Genomic DNA, 15,542 nt, shown 5'->3' on the forward strand with positions numbered 1-15,542 from the left:
TACCCTGTAGGCACGACCGATGTCCACCGAGCTCGTCGCGTCGTCCATCAGGAGCTGGGAGCTTACGTGTTCACTGACATAGGCCCTCTGGAGGTCGTCGCGCTGGCCGTCATGGCCATTGTGATCTTCGGGCCGGACAAGCTCCCGAAGCTCATCCAGGACACCATGGGCTTCATCCGCAAGGTCCGGGCCTTCGCCGACAGCGCCAAGGACGACATCCGCACCGAGCTCGGTCCGGAGTTCCAGGACTTCGAGTTCACCGACCTGCACCCGAAGACCTTCGTCCGCAAGCAGCTCATGGGCGGCAACGAGGACCCGCTGGGCTTCAAGGAGCTCAAGGACGGTCTGGACTTCAAGTCGGCGCTGAACGACGAGCCCCCGACCCGGTCGTCCGCGCCCGCCCGCACCGCCGACCTCACCAAGTCGGCGCCCGTCTCCTCCGGCGCGCCGCTGGCGGCCGGTGAGCGCCCGCCGTTCGACCTGGACGCCACCTGAGCCCGCGCCCGCCGCAGGCCCCTCCGACGCGCCCGACGCCCCGCCCGGTCACCCGACCGGCCGGGGCGTCGGCGTGTGTGCCGCTAGGGTGATCGGTGCTCCCGCCGCGCCGCAGTGCGCCGTACGGCCCGCCGTCGGCCCCGTTGCGCGGGCCGGGGGCGCCCGGTGCGCCACCATGGAACGCTGCGGCAGAACACGGGTGCGTGGAGGAGGCCTGCGATGGACGCGACGAGCCGAGCGGTGGAGACGGCCCCGCCAGGAGGGCGCGGTGCGCCCGTGGTGGGTGCCCAGGCAGGCCCCGCCGACCCGCTGGCGCCCTACCTGGCGGCGGACTTCCCCTGGTACGGGCTCGACGAGGGCTGGACGGGCCGTCGCTGGCTCTTCCCGGTCGGCGCCGGCCGGGCCGGACAGGGCGCCGGGACGGACTACGGCTCGCTCGGCCACGGCGACGAGCCGGCCCGGCCGTACGAGTCCCGCGAGGCCAACCGGTTCGCGGTGGTGGTGACGGTGGCCCGGCGTCCCGGCCGCCGCAGCGCCGACGACACCGGCACCCTGGAGGCCACCTCGGCGTCCTCCGCCGCCTGGCTGGCCGGCTCGGGCCTGCTCGCCACCGTGCCGCCCGGCCAGCTCGACCGGGCGCTGCGGCAGGACTGGCTCGACCAGCAGACCGCCCTCGCCTGGGACCTCGCCGACGACCTGGAGGGCCCGGGCTGGTCGCCGCTCACCCTGCCGGTGAACGGCGTGCCGCAGCCCTTCCACTACCGCGAGTCCGAGTACGGCTGGGTGCTGGCCGGCGAGGCCCCGGGCGTCCTGCTGGGCGCCTACGGCCGCGGCGTCAGTGCGTACGGCATCGGCTTCAGCACCCTGCCGGACCTCGCCTCCTACCACGGACGCTGACCACCGCGCCGGGGCCCGCCACCGGTCCTGCCGGGCCGGCAGGCCCCGCTGCGCCCGGGGCGGTCGGACGGCTGCCGTGGCGCCCGCCGGCTCGGGAACTCCAGGGCGAGCCCCGGCAGGAACGTCATCACGGCTGTACCCCCGTGCCGCTCCACCACCCGCGCGATACAGTCCGGCCGGTGTCGACAGGAGAAGAGCACGGATGAAGGCTCGGCTTCGTACGTGCCGGGGCGTGCTGGTGCGACTGAGCTGCCTCACGGGGCTGAGCGCCGAGGTCTTCGCGGGTCATGCCTGGTGGAGGCCGATAGCAGCGGTGACCCTGCTTCTCGGCCTGCTGGTGACATTCCACGATGTATGGGACTACCTGCACAAGCGGCCGTCCCGGGCGCCGGTGGCAATCACCCGGACCTCGCCGCCCGCCTGAAGGCCGCAACGGCAAACGGGCCGGTCAGCGGGTCGGGGAGTGCCCCGCCGCTGACCGGCCCGTTGCTCGGTCAGAACTTGTTCTTCGGGGTGAGCCCGAGCGACAGGCCGGAGAGGCCGCGCTGGCGGCCGCCGAGCTTGCCGGCGACGGCCCGCAGGGCGGCGCCGGCGGGCGAGTCGGGGGCGGCCAGGACGACCGGGCGGCCGTCGTCGCCGCCTTCGCGCAGGCGCACGTCGATCGGGATCGAGCCGAGCACCGGCACGGTGGCGCCGACGGAGCGGGTGAGTGCGTCGGCCACGGTCTGGCCGCCGCCGGTGCCGAAGACGTCGATCATCTCGTCGCAGTGCGGGCAGGGCATGCCCGACATGTTCTCGATGACGCCGACGATCTTCTGGTGGGTCTGCAGGGCGATCGTGCCGGCCCGCTCGGCGACCTCGGCGGCGGCCATCTGCGGGGTGGTGACGATCAGGATCTCGGCGTTCGGCACCAGCTGGGCGACCGAGATGGCGATGTCGCCGGTGCCCGGGGGCAGGTCGAGGAGCAGGACGTCCAGGTCGCCCCAGTACACGTCGGCGAGGAACTGCTGGAGGGCGCGGTGCAGCATCGGGCCGCGCCAGACCACGGGGGCGTTGCCCGGGGTGAACATGCCGATCGAGATGACCTTCACGCCGTTCGCCGACGGCGGCATGATCATGTCCTGGACCTGGGTCGGCCGGCCCTCCACGCCGAGCATGCGGGGCACGCTGTGGCCGTAGATGTCGGCGTCCACGACGGCGACCTTGAGGCCGTCCGCGGCCATCGCCGCGGCCAGGTTGACGGTGACCGAGGACTTGCCGACGCCGCCCTTGCCGGACGCGACCGCGTACACCCGGGTCAGCGTGCCCGGCTTGGCGAACGGGATCTCGCGTTCGGGCGCCCCGCCGCGCAGCAGCTGCGAGAGCTCCTTGCGCTGCTCGTCGCTCATCACGTCGAGCTCGACCTCGACGGCGGTGACCCCGGGGACCTTCGCGACCGCGTCGGTCACCCGCTGGGTGATCGTCTCGCGCATCGGACAGCCGGAGACGGTGAGGTACACCGCGACCTTCACCGCGCCGCCGTCGGCGATCCCGACGGATTTCACCATGCCGATCTCGGTGATCGGGCGGTTGATCTCCGGGTCGTGGACGGTCGCCAGCGCCGTGCGCACGGACTCCTCCGTCACGCCGGCGGCAATCTCGGTCTCGTTGGCCATGCCTTGATGGTACGGCGCCCGGCCCGGGGCCCGACCCGTCGGTAGCGTGCTGACGGTCACACGAGGTCGCGGCTCCCGCGGCGGTCCTCCAGCTCCTTGAGCAGCGCCTGGAGCTCGGAGCGGACGAAGTCGCGGGTGGCGACCTCGCCGAGGCCCTGGCGCAGGGCGGCGACCTCGCGGGTGAGGTACTCGGTGTCGGCGATGTTGCGGTCCGAGCGGGCGCGGTCCTGCTCCATGTTGACGCGGTCGCGGTCGTCCTGGCGGTTCTGCGCGAGCAGGATCAGCGGCGCCGCGTAGGACGCCTGGAGCGACAGCATCAGGGTCAGGAAGATGAACGGGTACTCGTCGAAGCGGACGGTGGCCGGCAGCAGCGTGTTCCACACCACCCAGGCGATGATCACCACCGTCATCCAGACGATGAACCGGCCGGTGCCCAGGAAGCGCGCGATCCGCTCGGAGAGCTTGCCGAACGCCTCCGGGTCGTAGGTCGGCATCGGGATCAGTCCGCGCCGGGCGGTGCGCGGCTGGTCGAGCCGGCTGCGGGTGCCCGAGGACTCGGCGCGCTGGGTGCGGCTGCCCTCCCGGGCCCGCAGTTCGCGCAGCTGCCGCAGCTCGCGCAGTTCGCCCTGGATGCGCTGGCGCGGGCTGTCCTCGCGCCCCCGCTTGCGGTCAGCGTCCATGCACGGCCTCGCTCTCGGCACCGGTCAGCGACGCCTCGCGCCAGTCGTCCGGCAGCAGGTGGTCGAGCACGTCGTCGACGGTGACGGCGCCCAGCAGGTGGTCGGCCTCGTCGACGACCGGCGCGGCGACCATGTTGTACGCGGCGAGATAGCTGGTGACCAGCGGCAGGGGGTGTCCGGCGGCAGCGGGTCCAGGTCGTCGTCGACCAGCGAGCCGACCAGGGTGAAGGGGGTTCGCGCAGCAGCCGCTGGAAGTGCACGGTGCCCAGGTACTTGCCGGTCGGCGTCTCGTTCGGCGGCCGGCAGACGTAGACCTGCGCGGCCAGGGCCGGCTTGTTCTCGGCGATCCGGACCCGGGCGAGCGCCTCGGCGACCGTCGCGTCGGGCTCCAGCACGATCGGCTCGGTGGTCATCAGGCCGCCCGCGGTGTCCTCGGCGTACGAGAGCAGCCGGCGCACCGAGGCGGCGTCGTCGGGCTCCATCAGCCGCAGCAGCCGCTCGGCGTCCTCCTCGGGGAGGTCGGAGAGCAGGTCCGCGGCGTCGTCCGGGTCCATCGCCTCCAGGACGTCGGCGGCGCGCTCCTCCTTGAGCTTGCCGATGATCTCCACCTGGTCGTCCTCGGGGAGCTCCTCCAGGACGTCCGCCAGCCGGTCGTCGTCGAGCGCGGCGGCGACCTCGGCCCGTCGCTTGGCGGACAGGTGGTGCATCACGTTGGCGAGGTCGGCGGGGCGCAGCTGCTCGAAGGTGGCCAGCAGGTTGGCGGCGCCCTGGCCCTCCTCGGTGAGCGAGAAGCCGGTGAGCTCGGACCAGTCGACGGTGAGGGTCTCGCCCCGGGCCTTGCGCAGCCGGCTCACCCGGCCGACCTGCACGAAGACCTTGCGGATCTCCCACTCGCGGACCCGGGTCTGCACCATCGCGACGTCCAGGACGGTGACCTCCTCCTGGGTCTTCGTCCGGATGACGGTGAGGTCCAGCAGCTCGGAGAGGACGAGGGTCTCCGAGGGGCGCTGCTCGAAGCGCCGCATGTTGATGACGCCGGTGGTGAGGACCTGGCCGGACTCCAGACTGGTCACCCGGGTCATCGGGAGGAAGATCCGCCGCCGGCCGATCACCTCGACGACCAGGCCGAGCACCCGGGGCGGGCGGCCGCCGATCCGCAGCGAGACGACGACGTCGCGGACCCGCCCGACCTGGTCGCCGTTCGGGTCGAACACCGCGAGGCCGGAGAGGTGCGAGATGAACACCCGGCTGCCTGCGCCTGCCATCGGACCGCTCCCTCCTGACCGGGGACCGTCCGCGCGGTCGCCGCCTGTGCCGGTGCGACGGGCACGTCTGTGGCGCCCAGGCTACCTGCGGGAGCAGGGCGCAGCCCGCCGGCGGCCCGGCGTCGAGGGCCCGGCGCGGCGGGCCCGGGCAGGCCGGGGCGCGGCCGCCGGCCGGGGCCGCGGCGGGGCCGACGGGGTGACGGCGGGCCGCCGGCGGTCCGTCAGCCGCGGCGGCGCTTCAGCAGCAGCTTGGGGAGGCCGGCCGGGATCGGCCGGCGGGTGGTGGCCGGGGTCGGCATCGGCACGGCGCTGTGGGCGTCGTCCGGCATCGTGCCGGGCCGTTCGCCGAGCGGGCCGGCCGGGGCCAGCCGCAGCACCCGGCACTCGCGGGCCCAGCGGTCCCCGACGGTGTCCGTGTCGGGGGCGTTCAGCCGCTTGCCCTTGAGCTCCTCGACGGCGCCGAGCCACGCCTCGCTGCCGGGGGCCAACTCGGTGACGGACGCCGGCCAGCCGGTCAGCCGGCCGCCCTTGTCCTTGCTGCGGACGGTCACCGTCGCCGTCGAACCGGCCGTCAGGCCGTGCAGCGGCTGTTCGCCGCCGTCGCCGACCACCACCACCGCGCCGTCGTGCCAGGCGTGCCACAGGGCCCGGCCGTGCGGCTGCCCGGCGGCCCGCACCCAGAGCAGGCCGGACTTCTTGGCGGCCTCCTCCAGCAGGGCGCGGTCCAGGAAGTCGTCTGCGGCGGTCGTCGTACGCTCCATGGCCCCAGCGTACGGCCTGGGGGCCGGGCGGCAGCAGGGTCGTCCATCCGCGCTCCGCGGTCCGTCTCACCGCCCGGGACGACAGTGCCATGACGTCCTGACAGGCCTTACCGTAGTGGCGTCCCGTTCCACGCCCCGAGGAGAACCGTGCCCGCCGCCCGGTCCGACGCCGCCGCCCCCGACTCCGTCGCCGTCCGGGCCACCGGGCAGGCCGCCCCCGGACACCGCGCCCTGCCCAGGCTCGACCTGCTGCTGCTCGCCGTCTCGATCGGCGGCATCTCGCTGTCCGCCCCGCTGATCAGCGCCACCGCCGCCCCGGCCCTCGCGATCGCCTTCTGGCGCAACGCCATGTCGGTGGGCGTGCTCGGCCCGTACGCCCTGCTGCGGCACCGCGCCGAACTGCGCGGCATCGGCCGCCGGGCGCTGCTCCTCGCGGTCGCCGCCGGCGTGCTGCTGGCGGTGCACTTCGCGCTCTGGATGCCCAGTCTGCGGATGACCTCGGTGGCGTCGGCGACCGCGCTGGTCACCACCACCCCGCTGTGGACGATCCTGCTGCTGCGCCTGATGGGCGAGCGGGCCCCGCGGCTGGTGCGGATCGGCGTCGCGGTCGCCTTCGCCGGCGTGCTGGTGCTGACCGGCGTCGACCTCTCGCTGTCGGCCCGCGCCCTGCTCGGCGACGCGCTCGCGCTCGGCGCCGGTGCCGCGGCCGCCGGGTACGTGCTGCTCGGCGCCGAGGTCCGCAGGACCGTCAGCACCACCGCGTACACGCTGGTCTGCTACACCACCACCGCCGTGGTGCTGCTCGGCGTCTGCCTGGCGGCGGGCACCCCGCTCGGCGGCTGGCCGGCCGGGGTCTGGTGGCAGATCGCCCTGCTGATGGCGACCGCCCAGCTGCTCGGGCACTCGCTGAGCAACCGGGTGGTGCGCACCCTGGGCCCCTCGGTCACCTCGACCGCGATCCTGCTGGAGACCCCGGGTGCGGCGCTGATCGCGGCCGTCTGGCTCGGCCAGTGGCCGCCGGCGGCCGCGTACCCGGCGGTCGGCCTGATCCTGGTGGGCCTGGTGCTGGTCGCCCGCGGCGGCCGGTCCGCGTCCTGACCGGCCGGCCCGCCCGGCGGTCCGTCAGAGCCAGCCGTTGCGGCGGAAGCCCTTGTACATCCCGATGCAGATCACCACGATGCCGCCGAGCACCAGCGGGTAGCCGTACTTGTGGTGCAGCTCCGGCATGTAGTCGAAGTTCATGCCGTAGATGCCGGTGATCATGGTGGGCACCGCGAAGATGGCCGCCCAGGCCGTGATCTTGCGCATGTCCTCGTTCTGCGCGACGGAGACCTGCGCCAGATTGGCCTGGAGCAGCGAGTTGAGCAGCTCGTCGAAGCCGTGCACCTGCTCGGTGACCCGGGCCAGGTGGTCGGCGACGTCCCGGAAGTACTTCTGGATGTCCGGGTCGATCAGCCGCTGGATCGGCTCCGAGAGCAGCTGCATCGGGCGCAGCAGCGGCGCCACGGCCCGCTTGAACTCCAGGACCTCGCGCTTGAGCTGGTAGACCCGGCCGACGTCGGCGCCGCGGCCGGACTTGTCGGCGAAGACCGCGAACTCGATCTCGTCGACGTCGGTCTGCAACCGGTCGGCGACCAGCAGGTAGTTGTCGACCACGTGGTCGGCGATCGCGTGCAGCACCGCCGACGGGCCCTTGCCGAGCAGCCCCGAACCGTCCGCGTCCGACTCCAACCGCAGCCGCAGCTCCTTCAGCGAGCTGTGCCCGCCGTGCCGCACCGTGATCACGAAGTCCCGGCCGACGAACACCATCAGCTCGCCCGTCTCGACGACCTCGCTGGTCGGCGTGAGCTGGTCGTGCTCCACGTAGCGGATCGTCTTGAACACCGCGAACAGCACGTCGTCGTAGCGCTCGACCTTGGGCCGCTGGTGCGCGTGCACGGCGTCCTCGACGGCCAGCGGGTGCAGGCCGAAGCGCTGCGCGATGCCCTCGAACTCCGCCTCGGTGGGCTCGTGCAGGCCGATCCAGCTGAACGAGCCCGGGTCCTGGTCGCGGCAGAGCTTGACCCGCTGCGCGGCCTCGCGCGGGCTGCAGCTCTCGCCGACCCGCTTGCCGTCCTGGTAGACGGCGCAGTCGACCACGGCCGAAGGGGCGTGGCCGGGGCGCAGGGTGTCGAACGGGGTCTCGCGCCGGCGGTGCGGTCGGACGGCGGCGCGCAGGTTGTTGATCATCGACATGGCAGGCTCCTCGGGCAGGAGCCGCCGCACGGCAGGCGGTGGCGGCCGTGGTGCGACGGCGGGGAACACCGGTGGACGTGCCGGGAGTGCGGATACCCGCGAAATCCGCCGGGAATCGGCAGGAGTTCGGTTTGGGCGCCTCGGCTCCCGGGAAGGTGCTCTCCCGGCCGGGTGTGACGCCGCCTCGACTACCTCGTCAGGAGGAGATGCGGCAGAGGACAGGCCGGGCAGAGCTGCCGGTACTGCATGGTCGGCTGGTATCCACCGCAACCACCTCCTTCATGCCGCGGCCCCGGGGTTCAGCATCCCCAGTGGCCAGCCGCCCACACTAACAGTTCCGGCCACCGCACTGCCGGGGTGTGCGCGGATCGGACAGCTTCCGGGCGCTAAGGTCGCCTGCATGGCGCACGACTTCCCGCTCTTCGGCGACTTCTCCGACTCCTCCGGCGGTCCGGACGACCTCTCCCGCACCGCCGTGCTCGCCGCCGTGGAGGCGCGCCTGCTCACCACCTTCGGCGAGAGCAGCGGCCGGGCCCAGGTCACCTTCCTCGGCACCGAGCGGATCGAGGTGCTGCGCTTCGGCCCGGACGTCGACGGCCTCGTCCGCTACGCCACCCTGGGCATGGCCGCGAGCCCGATGGCCGACCCCACGTCAGCGGTCGCCGACCCCGTCCGCGGACCCCGCGCCGAGTTGGTGCTCAGCGTCCGCGGGGGCGCGACGACGTCCTGCGCGCGCTCGCCACTTTCGCCGCGACGCCGCAGGTCGAGGGCCTGATCGTGGCCCCCGGCGGCTCGCTGGACCTCGGCTCGCCGCTCTGGGAGGGCGCACCCTTCACCTCCGTCCTGGTGGCCGAGCCGGGCGGCCTCGTCGCGGACGTGGAGCTGGCCGATCCGGCCGAACCCGTCCGCTTCCTGCCGCTGCTCCCGATGACCCCGAACGAGGCCGCCTACAAGCGCGTCCAGGGCGCGGCGGCGCTGGAGGAGCGCTGGCTGCGGCACGGCACCGACCTGCGCGACGGCGGCCGCCGGGCCGTTCCGCTGGACTGACCCGCCGTCGACCGGCGGCACGCCCGTCGCCTCAGCGGTAGGACGCGATGAACGCGAACACCCCGTTGGCGACCAGCTGGACGGCGATCGCGGACAGCAGCAGGCCGGACAGGCGTGTGATCAACACCACACCGCCGTCCTTGATGATCCGGATGACCGTCAGCGAGTAGCGCATCGTCAGCCAGAGGACCACGTGCATCGCCACGATGGCCGTCCAGACCGCCGCGTACTGGGCGACGCGGTCGGCCTTCTGCACCGCCAGGATCACCGCGACGATGGCGCCCGGACCTGCCAGCAGCGGGGTGCCCAACGGCACCAGTGCCACGTTGACGTCCTTGGTCTGGGTCGGCTCCTCGATCTTGCCGGTCAGCAGGTCCAGCGCGATCAGCAGCAGCAGGATGCCGCCGGAGACCTGGAGCGCCGGGATCGACACGTGCAGGTAGTCCAGGATCTGCTGGCCGAACAGCCCGAAACAGGTGATCACCCCGAGCGCGACCGCCGCCGCCTGCCAGGCCATCCGCCGCTGGACCCGGGCGGCCCGGCCGGAGGTGAGTGCCAGAAAGATCGGGATCGTGCCGGGCGGATCCATGATGACGAAGAGCGTCACGAACAGCGACCCGAACACCCGGCCGTCGAAGACGCTCACCGCGCGAGCCCCGCGCGCACTGCGTGGTCCATGGCATGGATTGTCCGTTTCCGGGCGGCCATGGGCGGCGGCGGCGCGCCGCCGGCGGGTTCAGCCGCGGATCGGCTCCGCGCCGCGGGCCTGCGCCAGCAGTTCCTCGTAGACCGCCGGATCGGTGGTGTGCTCGCCCAGCCGGACGGTCTTGCGGTGCCCGTGGTAGTCGCTGGAGCCGGTGGCGAACAGGCCCAACTCCTCGGCCAGGCCGCGCAGGTGCTCCCGGGTGGGCTCGTCGTGGTCGATGTGGTCGACCTCCAGGCCGCCCAGCCCGGCCGCCGCCAGCGCGGCGATCACCTCGTCGGAGACCGTCCGGCCTCGCTTGACCGCGCCCGGGTGCGCGAACACCGGCACGCCGCCCGCGGCCCGGACGAGCCGGACGGCGACCTCCGGGTCGGTCTCGTGCTTGCGGACGTCCGCCCGGCCCCCGTTGGCCAGCCAGTCCGCGGTGAACGCGTCCGAGACGGTCGCCACCACGCCCGCCTCGACCAGCGCGCTGGCGATGTGCGGGCGGCCGACGGAGCCCGCGCCCGCGATCCGCTCCACCTGCTCCCAGTCGATCGGCGCGCCCAGTTCCCGGCAGCGCTCGACGATCGCCCGCCCGCGCCGGAACCGGTCGTTCCGGACGAGGTCGCGTTCGGCCGCGAAGGCCGGCTCGGCGAGGTCGAAGAGGTAGGCCAGCAGGTGCATGCTGACGCCGTCGACGTGGCACGAGAGTTCGGCTCCGGGCACCAGGGTCAGGCCGGTGCCGCGGACGGCCTCGGCGGCCTCGGCGTGCCCGGCGACGGTGTCGTGGTCGGTCAGCGCGACGACGTCCAGCCCGGCCGCCACCGCGGCCGCGACCAGCTCGGCCGGGCTGTCGGTGCCGTCGGAGGCGTTGCTGTGGGCGTGCAGGTCGATGCGCACGGCGGGGCTCCAGGACGAGGAGGAAGGCGGCCCCGCCCAGCTTAGTCAGCGTGCCCGGGCGGCCGTCGGCCCGCCGGTGCGGCGGCCGTCAGCCCAGCAGGCGCGGCGAGAGGGCGCCGCACGGCAGCAGCCCCAGCTCCGCACCGGCCTCCCGCAGGTCGGTCAGCACCAACTCGTCGTGCATCAGCAGTGCCGACTGCTCGGGCCACGCGATCGCCCACAGCCACAGCCCGCGCGCCTCGCCGACGTACACCGCGCGGTCGGCCGGGGCCTCGGGCACGTGGAACATCGGGGTGGGCCGGCCGGCCGCCATCAGTTTGGCGTCGGCGGCCTTGTAGAGCGAGACGGAGTCGCCGGGGTCGGGCCCGTCCAGGCCGGCGTAGCGGGCGCCGACCCCGACGCCGAGCTCCTCGGCGACCAGGACCAGCTCGCCGAACCCGCCCAGCGGGGCCGGGCCGGAGCAGGCGACGGCCGTCGCGCGGGCGCCCGACAGGTCGTCACCCACGTGCGAGATCCCGGTGAACAGCCAGCCGACCGGCAGCGGCCAGGGCAGCCAGACCGGCACCTGGGAGCGGGCCACCGCCACGTTCAGGGCCTCGACGCTGGGGGGCAGCACCGGCTGCATCGGGTGCACCGCCCCGTGCTGGTCGCACTGCCAGGTGTCGGAGAACAGGCCCGGGGCGCGGACCCGGCCGGCGCACCTCGGGCAGCTTGGCTCGCCCCTCATAGCCGACAACGCTCCTCCCTCCGGACCGCCGCGTCAAGGACGATCACCCGTACGGGGTGCGCCGCGCCGAGGCGCCGCCGTCCCGTTGGGGAATGTCCCGTCCCGGGCGTCGGCAAACGTCACGCTGGTCGCACCGGGTGCGTCCGGACAGCCGGACGCCCCGTCACCCTCCACGGGGTGACGGGGCGTCAGCGGTCGGGCCCGGCGGCTGCCGGCCCGGCCTTCGCTCACACGTTCTTGCACGGTCGGATGTACAGGCGCTCGCCGGTGAGGGCGGCATCCTTCACGTACTCGCGGACGGTGTCCGCGTCGACGATCAGTCGGTCGGTGGCGGCGCCGGAGGCGTCGTCCAGACGGAGGATCTCGAACATGGGCCTCTCCCTTCCTGGCCTGGTCGGCCGAGGCTGTGGCAGGCCGTCGACCGCGGGCGTGCCGGCCGACCCCTGCTGCTGGTGGTGCTGTCGTCCGGCGGCTGCTGCTACCCGCATCGTCCCCCTCGCGCATCGGACGGCCTGTGCTGCCGAGGCGACACTGCCTCATGGAGCCACTCTGCCGCCGTGCTGCTTCCGGGCGATTGCCCGTCCGTAAAGTCCCGGTTTCGGCGTATCTCGCCAGGGGTTCAACGGGACTCGCAGCGCAACGATTCCCGGACAGAATCAAATATTACCCGAGCTAACGATTTTTGTCCCGCCTTTTGCCGCGGTGCGGGCGGGACACGAGGGCCGGGCGGGGCCGCGGCGGGCCGCGGTGCGGGCGCGGGTCAGCCCCAGAACGCGGCGAGGGCGGCGGCGGTGACCGCCGGGTGCTCCGCGTTGGGGGAGTGCCCGGCCTCCGGGACGACGACGTGCCGGGCCCCGAGCCGGCGGGCCATCGCGGCCTGCTCCTCGACCGGCCACGCGTAGTCCCGCACCCCGCAGACCACCTGCATCGGCAGCGCGACGGCGGCCAGCTCGGCCACCCGGTCCGGCGCCGACACCAGGTGCTCGCCCATCGCGGTCAGCGCCTGCGGGACGTTCGCCACCCAGCGGCGGTGCAGGAAGTCGGCGATCTCCGGGCGCACCGCGGGAGCGCTGCCGCTGTCCTGCTCCAGCTGCTGCATGACCTGCCAGATCGCCTCCAGGTCCATCGCCGGCAGCACGTCCAGCAGCAGCTTCGTCCGGGCCGCCTCGGCCGGGTCGATCGCCCCCGGGCCGGTGGACAGCAGCGTCAGCGACCGCCAGGGCAGGGCGCCGCGGGCCGTCAGCACGGACTCCCGGACGACCTGTCCGCCGAACGAGTGACCGAGCAGGTGCAGCGGCGCCTCCCCGCCCAGCACGGTGGCGAGCGCCTGCACGTCCGCGGCGAGCTCCCCGATCCGGTACGCCTCCGGGTCGGCCGGGCCGCCCGACTCGTACTGGCCGCGCTGGTCGACCGCGGCCACCCGGTAGCCGGCCGCGGCCAGCGGTTCCAGCAGGGCGATGAAGTCCTCCTTGCTGCCGGTGAAGCCGGGGACCAGCAGTGCGGTGCCCAGGGCCGGCCCGGCCGGTTCCGCCAGCAGGGCGGCGAAGGAGCCGCGCGCGGTCTCCAGTCGCAGGGCCCGGGCGCAGCGCGGCAGGGTGAGGAAGGGCGGGGTGCTCATCGCGACGGCTCCAGGCGACAGCGGGGGAGGGCCAACGCCCCGAGCTTAGGTCCTGTCCGGTCGATCGTGTCGGATCGACCGGACAGGACCCGGCCCGGCGCGGCCGGTGGTGCGGGCGGGCTCCCGGCCGGCGGCGTCCGGGCCGGGGAAACGCCGAGGGCGGGCGCGATCGCGGTGATCGGCCCGCCCTCTGCGGTGCTGTGCTGCCCGTCAGCTCTCCGGGGCCGCCTCGGCGGCGGCCGGGCGGCGGGCCCGGGTGCGCCGGCGCGGGGCCGGGGCCTCGCCGTCGGCCGCGGCCTCCGGGGCGGGGGCCTCGGCGGTCGCGGTGGCGGCCTTCGCCCGGGTGCGGCGACGGGGCGCGGGCGCCTCGCCGTCCGCCGCCGCCGGGATCTCCACGGCCTCGGCGGCCGGGGCGGTCTCGGCGGTCACGGCCTTGGCGCGGGTGCGCCGGCGCGGCGCCGGCACGGTCTCGGCGGTGGCGGTGGCGGTGGCGGTGGCCGTGGCCACGGCCTCGGTCACCGTCCCGGCCACGGCCGGGGCGTCGACGGCGCCGTCCAGCACCGGGGCGCCGTCCGGGCCGCTGGTGCGGGTGCGACGGCGGCGGCGCCGGGGAGCAGCGTCGCCCTCCGCGGCCGGGGCCTCGGCGGTCGCGACGGCAGCCGGCGCACCGGCCTCCGCCACGGTCTCGGCGGCCTCGGCCCCGCCGCGCGTACGGCGGCGCTCACGGGAGCGGCGCGGACGCGGCTCCTGCTCGGGCGCGGCCTCGGCCTCCGGGGCCGCCGCCTTGCCGGCGCGCGGGCGCGAGCGGGCGCCGCGGCCGCCGGTCTCGCCGAGGTCCTCGACCTCCTCCGCGTTCAGGCCGGCGCGGGTGCGCTCGGAACGCGGCAGGACACCGGTGGTGCCGGGGGCGATCTTCAGCAGCTCGTACAGGTGGGCCGAGGTGGAGTAGGTCTCCTCCGGCTCGTTGAACGGCAGGTCGAGCGCCTTGTTGATGAGCTGCCAGCGCGGGATGTCGTCCCAGTCGACGAGGGTGACCGCGGTGCCCGAGGCGCCGGCCCGGCCGGTGCGGCCGATCCGGTGCAGGTAGGTCTTCTCGTCGTCGGTGCACTGGTAGTTGATGACGTGCGTGACGCCCTCGACGTCGATGCCGCGGGCCGCGACGTCGGTGCAGACCAGCACGTCGACCTTGCCGTTGCGGAAGGCCCGCAGGGCCTGCTCGCGGGCGCCCTGGCCGAGGTCGCCGTGGACGGCGCCGGCCGCGAAGCCGCGCTTGGTGAGCTGCTCGGCGACGTCCGCCGCGGTCCGCTTGGTGCGGCAGAAGATCATCACGAGCCCGCGGCCCTCGGCCTGCAGGATCCGCGAGACGACCTCGACCTTGTCCAGCGAGTGGGCGCGGAAGATGTGCTGCTCGATGTTGGCGACGGTGGCGCCGGTGTCGTCCGGGGCGGCGGCCCGGATGTGCGTCGGCTGGCTCATGTACCGGCGGGCGAGGCTGATGACCTGGCCCGGCATGGTCGCCGAGAACAGCAGGGTCTGCCGCTTGGCCGGCAGCATGGTGATGATCTTCTCGACGTCCGGCAGGAAGCCGAGGTCGAGCATCTCGTCGGCCTCGTCGAGGACGAGCGCGCGGACCTTCGACAGGTCGAGCTTGCGCTGGCCGGCCAGGTCGAGCAGGCGGCCCGGGGTGCCGACGACGATGTCGACGCCCTTCTGCAGCGCCTCGACCTGCGGCTCGTAGGCACGGCCGCCGTAGACCGCGAGGACGCGGACGTTGCGGACCTTGCCGGCCGTCTGCAGGTCGTTGGTGACCTGGGTGCACAGCTCGCGGGTGGGGACGACGATGAGTGCCTGCGGGCTCTCGGTGTACTGCTCCTCGGTGGCCCGGCCGGCGTCGATGTCGGCGCGGACGACGACCCGCTCGATCAGCGGCAGGCCGAAGCCGAGGGTCTTGCCGGTGCCCGTCTTCGCCTGGCCGATCACGTCGTGGCCGGTCAGGGCCACCGGGAGGGTCATCTCCTGGATCGGGAAGGGGTGGACGATGCCGACGGACTCGAGCGCTTCGGCGGTCTCCGGGAGGATGCCCAGATCGCGGAAGGTGGTCCTGGTGGGTTCAGCGGTGGTGGACAGGGTGCTGCCTCTTCCATGTGGGAGGGCCGAGAGCGAGCGGAGCAGCGGGCGTCCCGGGAGTCGCACCGGGCCCTCGGGCCCGGTCCATCGTCGTGACGCACAACCGCGCCTGCCCCGGCGCACGGCCGGCGGGGCGGCCCGTGTGTCGGGCGCGTCGTCCGGCGGCGAAGGGGAGGAATCCCGTGAGGGGCTGGCGCGGGACCTGCGCCGAGCGGCGCGGTCCGCGGCGGCCCTCGCTCGGCCACTGATGCGGTGCCTGGGCCCGAAGCCCGGGCCAAGGTCGGAGCCGATCGGGTCTCCGACCGGGCATCCGCGTACGTGGGCCCGGTGTCCGTGTCCCTGCGGAGCACGTGTGCGCGGCCTGCCGTTGACGGCGGGCCGCGCGAGTACACCAGGCCTCACTACCACCATACAGGGGCGCGCCGACTCGAACACGTGACGCCGCTTACT

General features: G+C 74.3%; 14 protein-coding genes and 2 pseudogenes. 5 read left to right on the forward strand and 11 right to left on the reverse strand.

All coding sequences use genetic code 11. The features are described 5' to 3' along the window. The first annotated feature begins 66 nt into the window (after positions 1–66). The 3 genes from ABEB13_RS25015 to ABEB13_RS25025 all read left to right on the forward strand — a co-directional run bounded on the left by ABEB13_RS25015 (position 67) and on the right by ABEB13_RS25025 (position 1,816). A complete protein-coding gene (locus ABEB13_RS25015; RefSeq protein WP_100892636.1) occupies positions 67–495 on the forward strand; it encodes a sec-independent translocase in 429 nt (142 codons plus the stop codon). A 219-nt stretch (positions 496–714) separates the two neighbouring features. Next, positions 715–1,392 carry a hypothetical protein gene (locus ABEB13_RS25020; protein WP_100888666.1) on the forward strand — a complete coding sequence of 226 codons (678 nt, stop codon included), beginning with the start codon at positions 715–717 and terminating at the stop codon, positions 1,390–1,392. Positions 1,393–1,594: 202 nt separating this feature from the next. Next, positions 1,595–1,816 carry a hypothetical protein gene (locus tag ABEB13_RS25025; protein ID WP_345707282.1) on the forward strand — a complete coding sequence of 74 codons (222 nt, stop codon included), beginning with the start codon at positions 1,595–1,597 and terminating at the stop codon, positions 1,814–1,816. Between the two features lie 70 nt (positions 1,817–1,886). Here ABEB13_RS25025 and ABEB13_RS25030 read toward each other — a convergent pair whose 3' ends face one another. The 4 genes and pseudogenes from ABEB13_RS25030 to ABEB13_RS25045 all read right to left on the reverse strand — a co-directional run bounded on the left by ABEB13_RS25030 (position 1,887) and on the right by ABEB13_RS25045 (position 5,753). Next, the gene (locus tag ABEB13_RS25030; RefSeq protein ID WP_100888656.1) at positions 1,887–3,047 is read right to left on the reverse strand and encodes an Mrp/NBP35 family ATP-binding protein; all 1,161 of its coding nucleotides are present in this window, start codon (positions 3,045–3,047) and stop codon (positions 1,887–1,889) included. 56 nt (positions 3,048–3,103) lie between these two features. Further along, positions 3,104–3,727, reverse strand: a complete 624-nt coding sequence (locus ABEB13_RS25035; RefSeq protein ID WP_345707283.1) for a DUF1003 domain-containing protein — start codon at positions 3,725–3,727, stop codon at positions 3,104–3,106. Beyond that, positions 3,717–4,992 (reverse strand): annotated as a pseudogene (locus ABEB13_RS25040) (magnesium transporter MgtE N-terminal domain-containing protein). The gene ABEB13_RS25035 and the pseudogene ABEB13_RS25040 overlap by 11 nt, the downstream one beginning before the upstream one ends. Positions 4,993–5,213: 221 nt before the next feature. Beyond that, the gene (locus ABEB13_RS25045) at positions 5,214–5,753 is read right to left on the reverse strand and encodes a hypothetical protein (RefSeq protein WP_345707284.1); all 540 of its coding nucleotides are present in this window, start codon (positions 5,751–5,753) and stop codon (positions 5,214–5,216) included. 147 nt (positions 5,754–5,900) lie between these two features. On the opposite strand from ABEB13_RS25045, the gene ABEB13_RS25050 reads away from it, so the two are divergent. Then, positions 5,901–6,851, forward strand: a complete 951-nt coding sequence (locus ABEB13_RS25050) for a DMT family transporter (RefSeq protein ID WP_380232125.1) — start codon at positions 5,901–5,903, stop codon at positions 6,849–6,851. 24 nt (positions 6,852–6,875) lie between these two features. On the opposite strand, the gene corA is transcribed toward ABEB13_RS25050, so the two are convergent. Beyond that, positions 6,876–7,988, reverse strand: coding sequence for a magnesium/cobalt transporter CorA (corA, locus tag ABEB13_RS25055; RefSeq protein WP_100888651.1), 1,113 nt, complete (start codon positions 7,986–7,988; stop codon positions 6,876–6,878). A 499-nt stretch (positions 7,989–8,487) separates the two neighbouring features. On the opposite strand from corA, the pseudogene ABEB13_RS25060 reads away from it, so the two are divergent. Further along, positions 8,488–9,035: pseudogene (locus ABEB13_RS25060) on the forward strand (suppressor of fused domain protein). A gap of 31 nt (positions 9,036–9,066) precedes the next feature. On the opposite strand, the gene ABEB13_RS25065 reads toward ABEB13_RS25060, so the two are convergent. The 6 genes from ABEB13_RS25065 to ABEB13_RS25090 form a co-directional block, all read right to left on the reverse strand. Beyond that, entirely contained in the window at positions 9,067–9,681 is a 615-nt protein-coding gene (locus tag ABEB13_RS25065; RefSeq protein ID WP_345707285.1) for a MarC family protein, read from the reverse strand. 90 nt (positions 9,682–9,771) lie between these two features. Next, complete coding sequence (locus ABEB13_RS25070) at positions 9,772–10,620, reverse strand: PHP domain-containing protein (protein WP_345707286.1); 849 nt, start codon at positions 10,618–10,620, stop codon at positions 9,772–9,774. An 88-nt stretch (positions 10,621–10,708) separates the two neighbouring features. Then, positions 10,709–11,347, reverse strand: coding sequence for a DUF6758 family protein (locus ABEB13_RS25075; RefSeq protein WP_100888647.1), 639 nt, complete (start codon positions 11,345–11,347; stop codon positions 10,709–10,711). 227 nt (positions 11,348–11,574) lie between these two features. Beyond that, the gene (locus tag ABEB13_RS25080) at positions 11,575–11,718 is read right to left on the reverse strand and encodes a hypothetical protein (RefSeq protein WP_198524022.1); all 144 of its coding nucleotides are present in this window, start codon (positions 11,716–11,718) and stop codon (positions 11,575–11,577) included. 389 nt (positions 11,719–12,107) lie between these two features. Further along, positions 12,108–12,965, reverse strand: a complete 858-nt coding sequence (locus ABEB13_RS25085; RefSeq protein WP_345707287.1) for an alpha/beta fold hydrolase — start codon at positions 12,963–12,965, stop codon at positions 12,108–12,110. A 210-nt stretch (positions 12,966–13,175) separates the two neighbouring features. Beyond that, positions 13,176–15,158, reverse strand: coding sequence for a DEAD/DEAH box helicase (locus ABEB13_RS25090; protein WP_380233379.1), 1,983 nt, complete (start codon positions 15,156–15,158; stop codon positions 13,176–13,178). Between the last annotated feature and the right edge of the window lie 384 nt (positions 15,159–15,542).

Origin of the sequence: Kitasatospora paranensis (assembly GCF_039544005.1) — a bacterium.
GTDB classification, from domain to species: domain Bacteria; phylum Actinomycetota; class Actinomycetes; order Streptomycetales; family Streptomycetaceae; genus Kitasatospora; species Kitasatospora paranensis.

Bases quoted from the DNA above. Each gene is read 5' to 3' on its own strand.
- ABEB13_RS25020 (WP_100888666.1), top strand. From the start codon at position 715: ATGGACGCGACGAGCCGAGCGGTGGAGACGGCCCCGCCAGGAGGGCGC.
- ABEB13_RS25025 (WP_345707282.1), top strand. From the start codon at position 1,595: ATGAAGGCTCGGCTTCGTACGTGCCGGGGCGTGCTGGTGCGACTGAGC.
- ABEB13_RS25030 (WP_100888656.1), bottom strand. From the start codon at position 3,047: ATGGCCAACGAGACCGAGATTGCCGCCGGCGTGACGGAGGAGTCCGTG.
- ABEB13_RS25035 (WP_345707283.1), bottom strand. From the start codon at position 3,727: ATGGACGCTGACCGCAAGCGGGGGCGCGAGGACAGCCCGCGCCAGCGC.
- ABEB13_RS25045 (WP_345707284.1), bottom strand. From the start codon at position 5,753: ATGGAGCGTACGACGACCGCCGCAGACGACTTCCTGGACCGCGCCCTG.
- corA (WP_100888651.1), bottom strand. From the start codon at position 7,988: ATGTCGATGATCAACAACCTGCGCGCCGCCGTCCGACCGCACCGCCGG.
- ABEB13_RS25075 (WP_100888647.1), bottom strand. From the start codon at position 11,347: ATGAGGGGCGAGCCAAGCTGCCCGAGGTGCGCCGGCCGGGTCCGCGCC.
- ABEB13_RS25080 (WP_198524022.1), bottom strand. From the start codon at position 11,718: ATGTTCGAGATCCTCCGTCTGGACGACGCCTCCGGCGCCGCCACCGAC.
- ABEB13_RS25085 (WP_345707287.1), bottom strand. From the start codon at position 12,965: ATGAGCACCCCGCCCTTCCTCACCCTGCCGCGCTGCGCCCGGGCCCTG.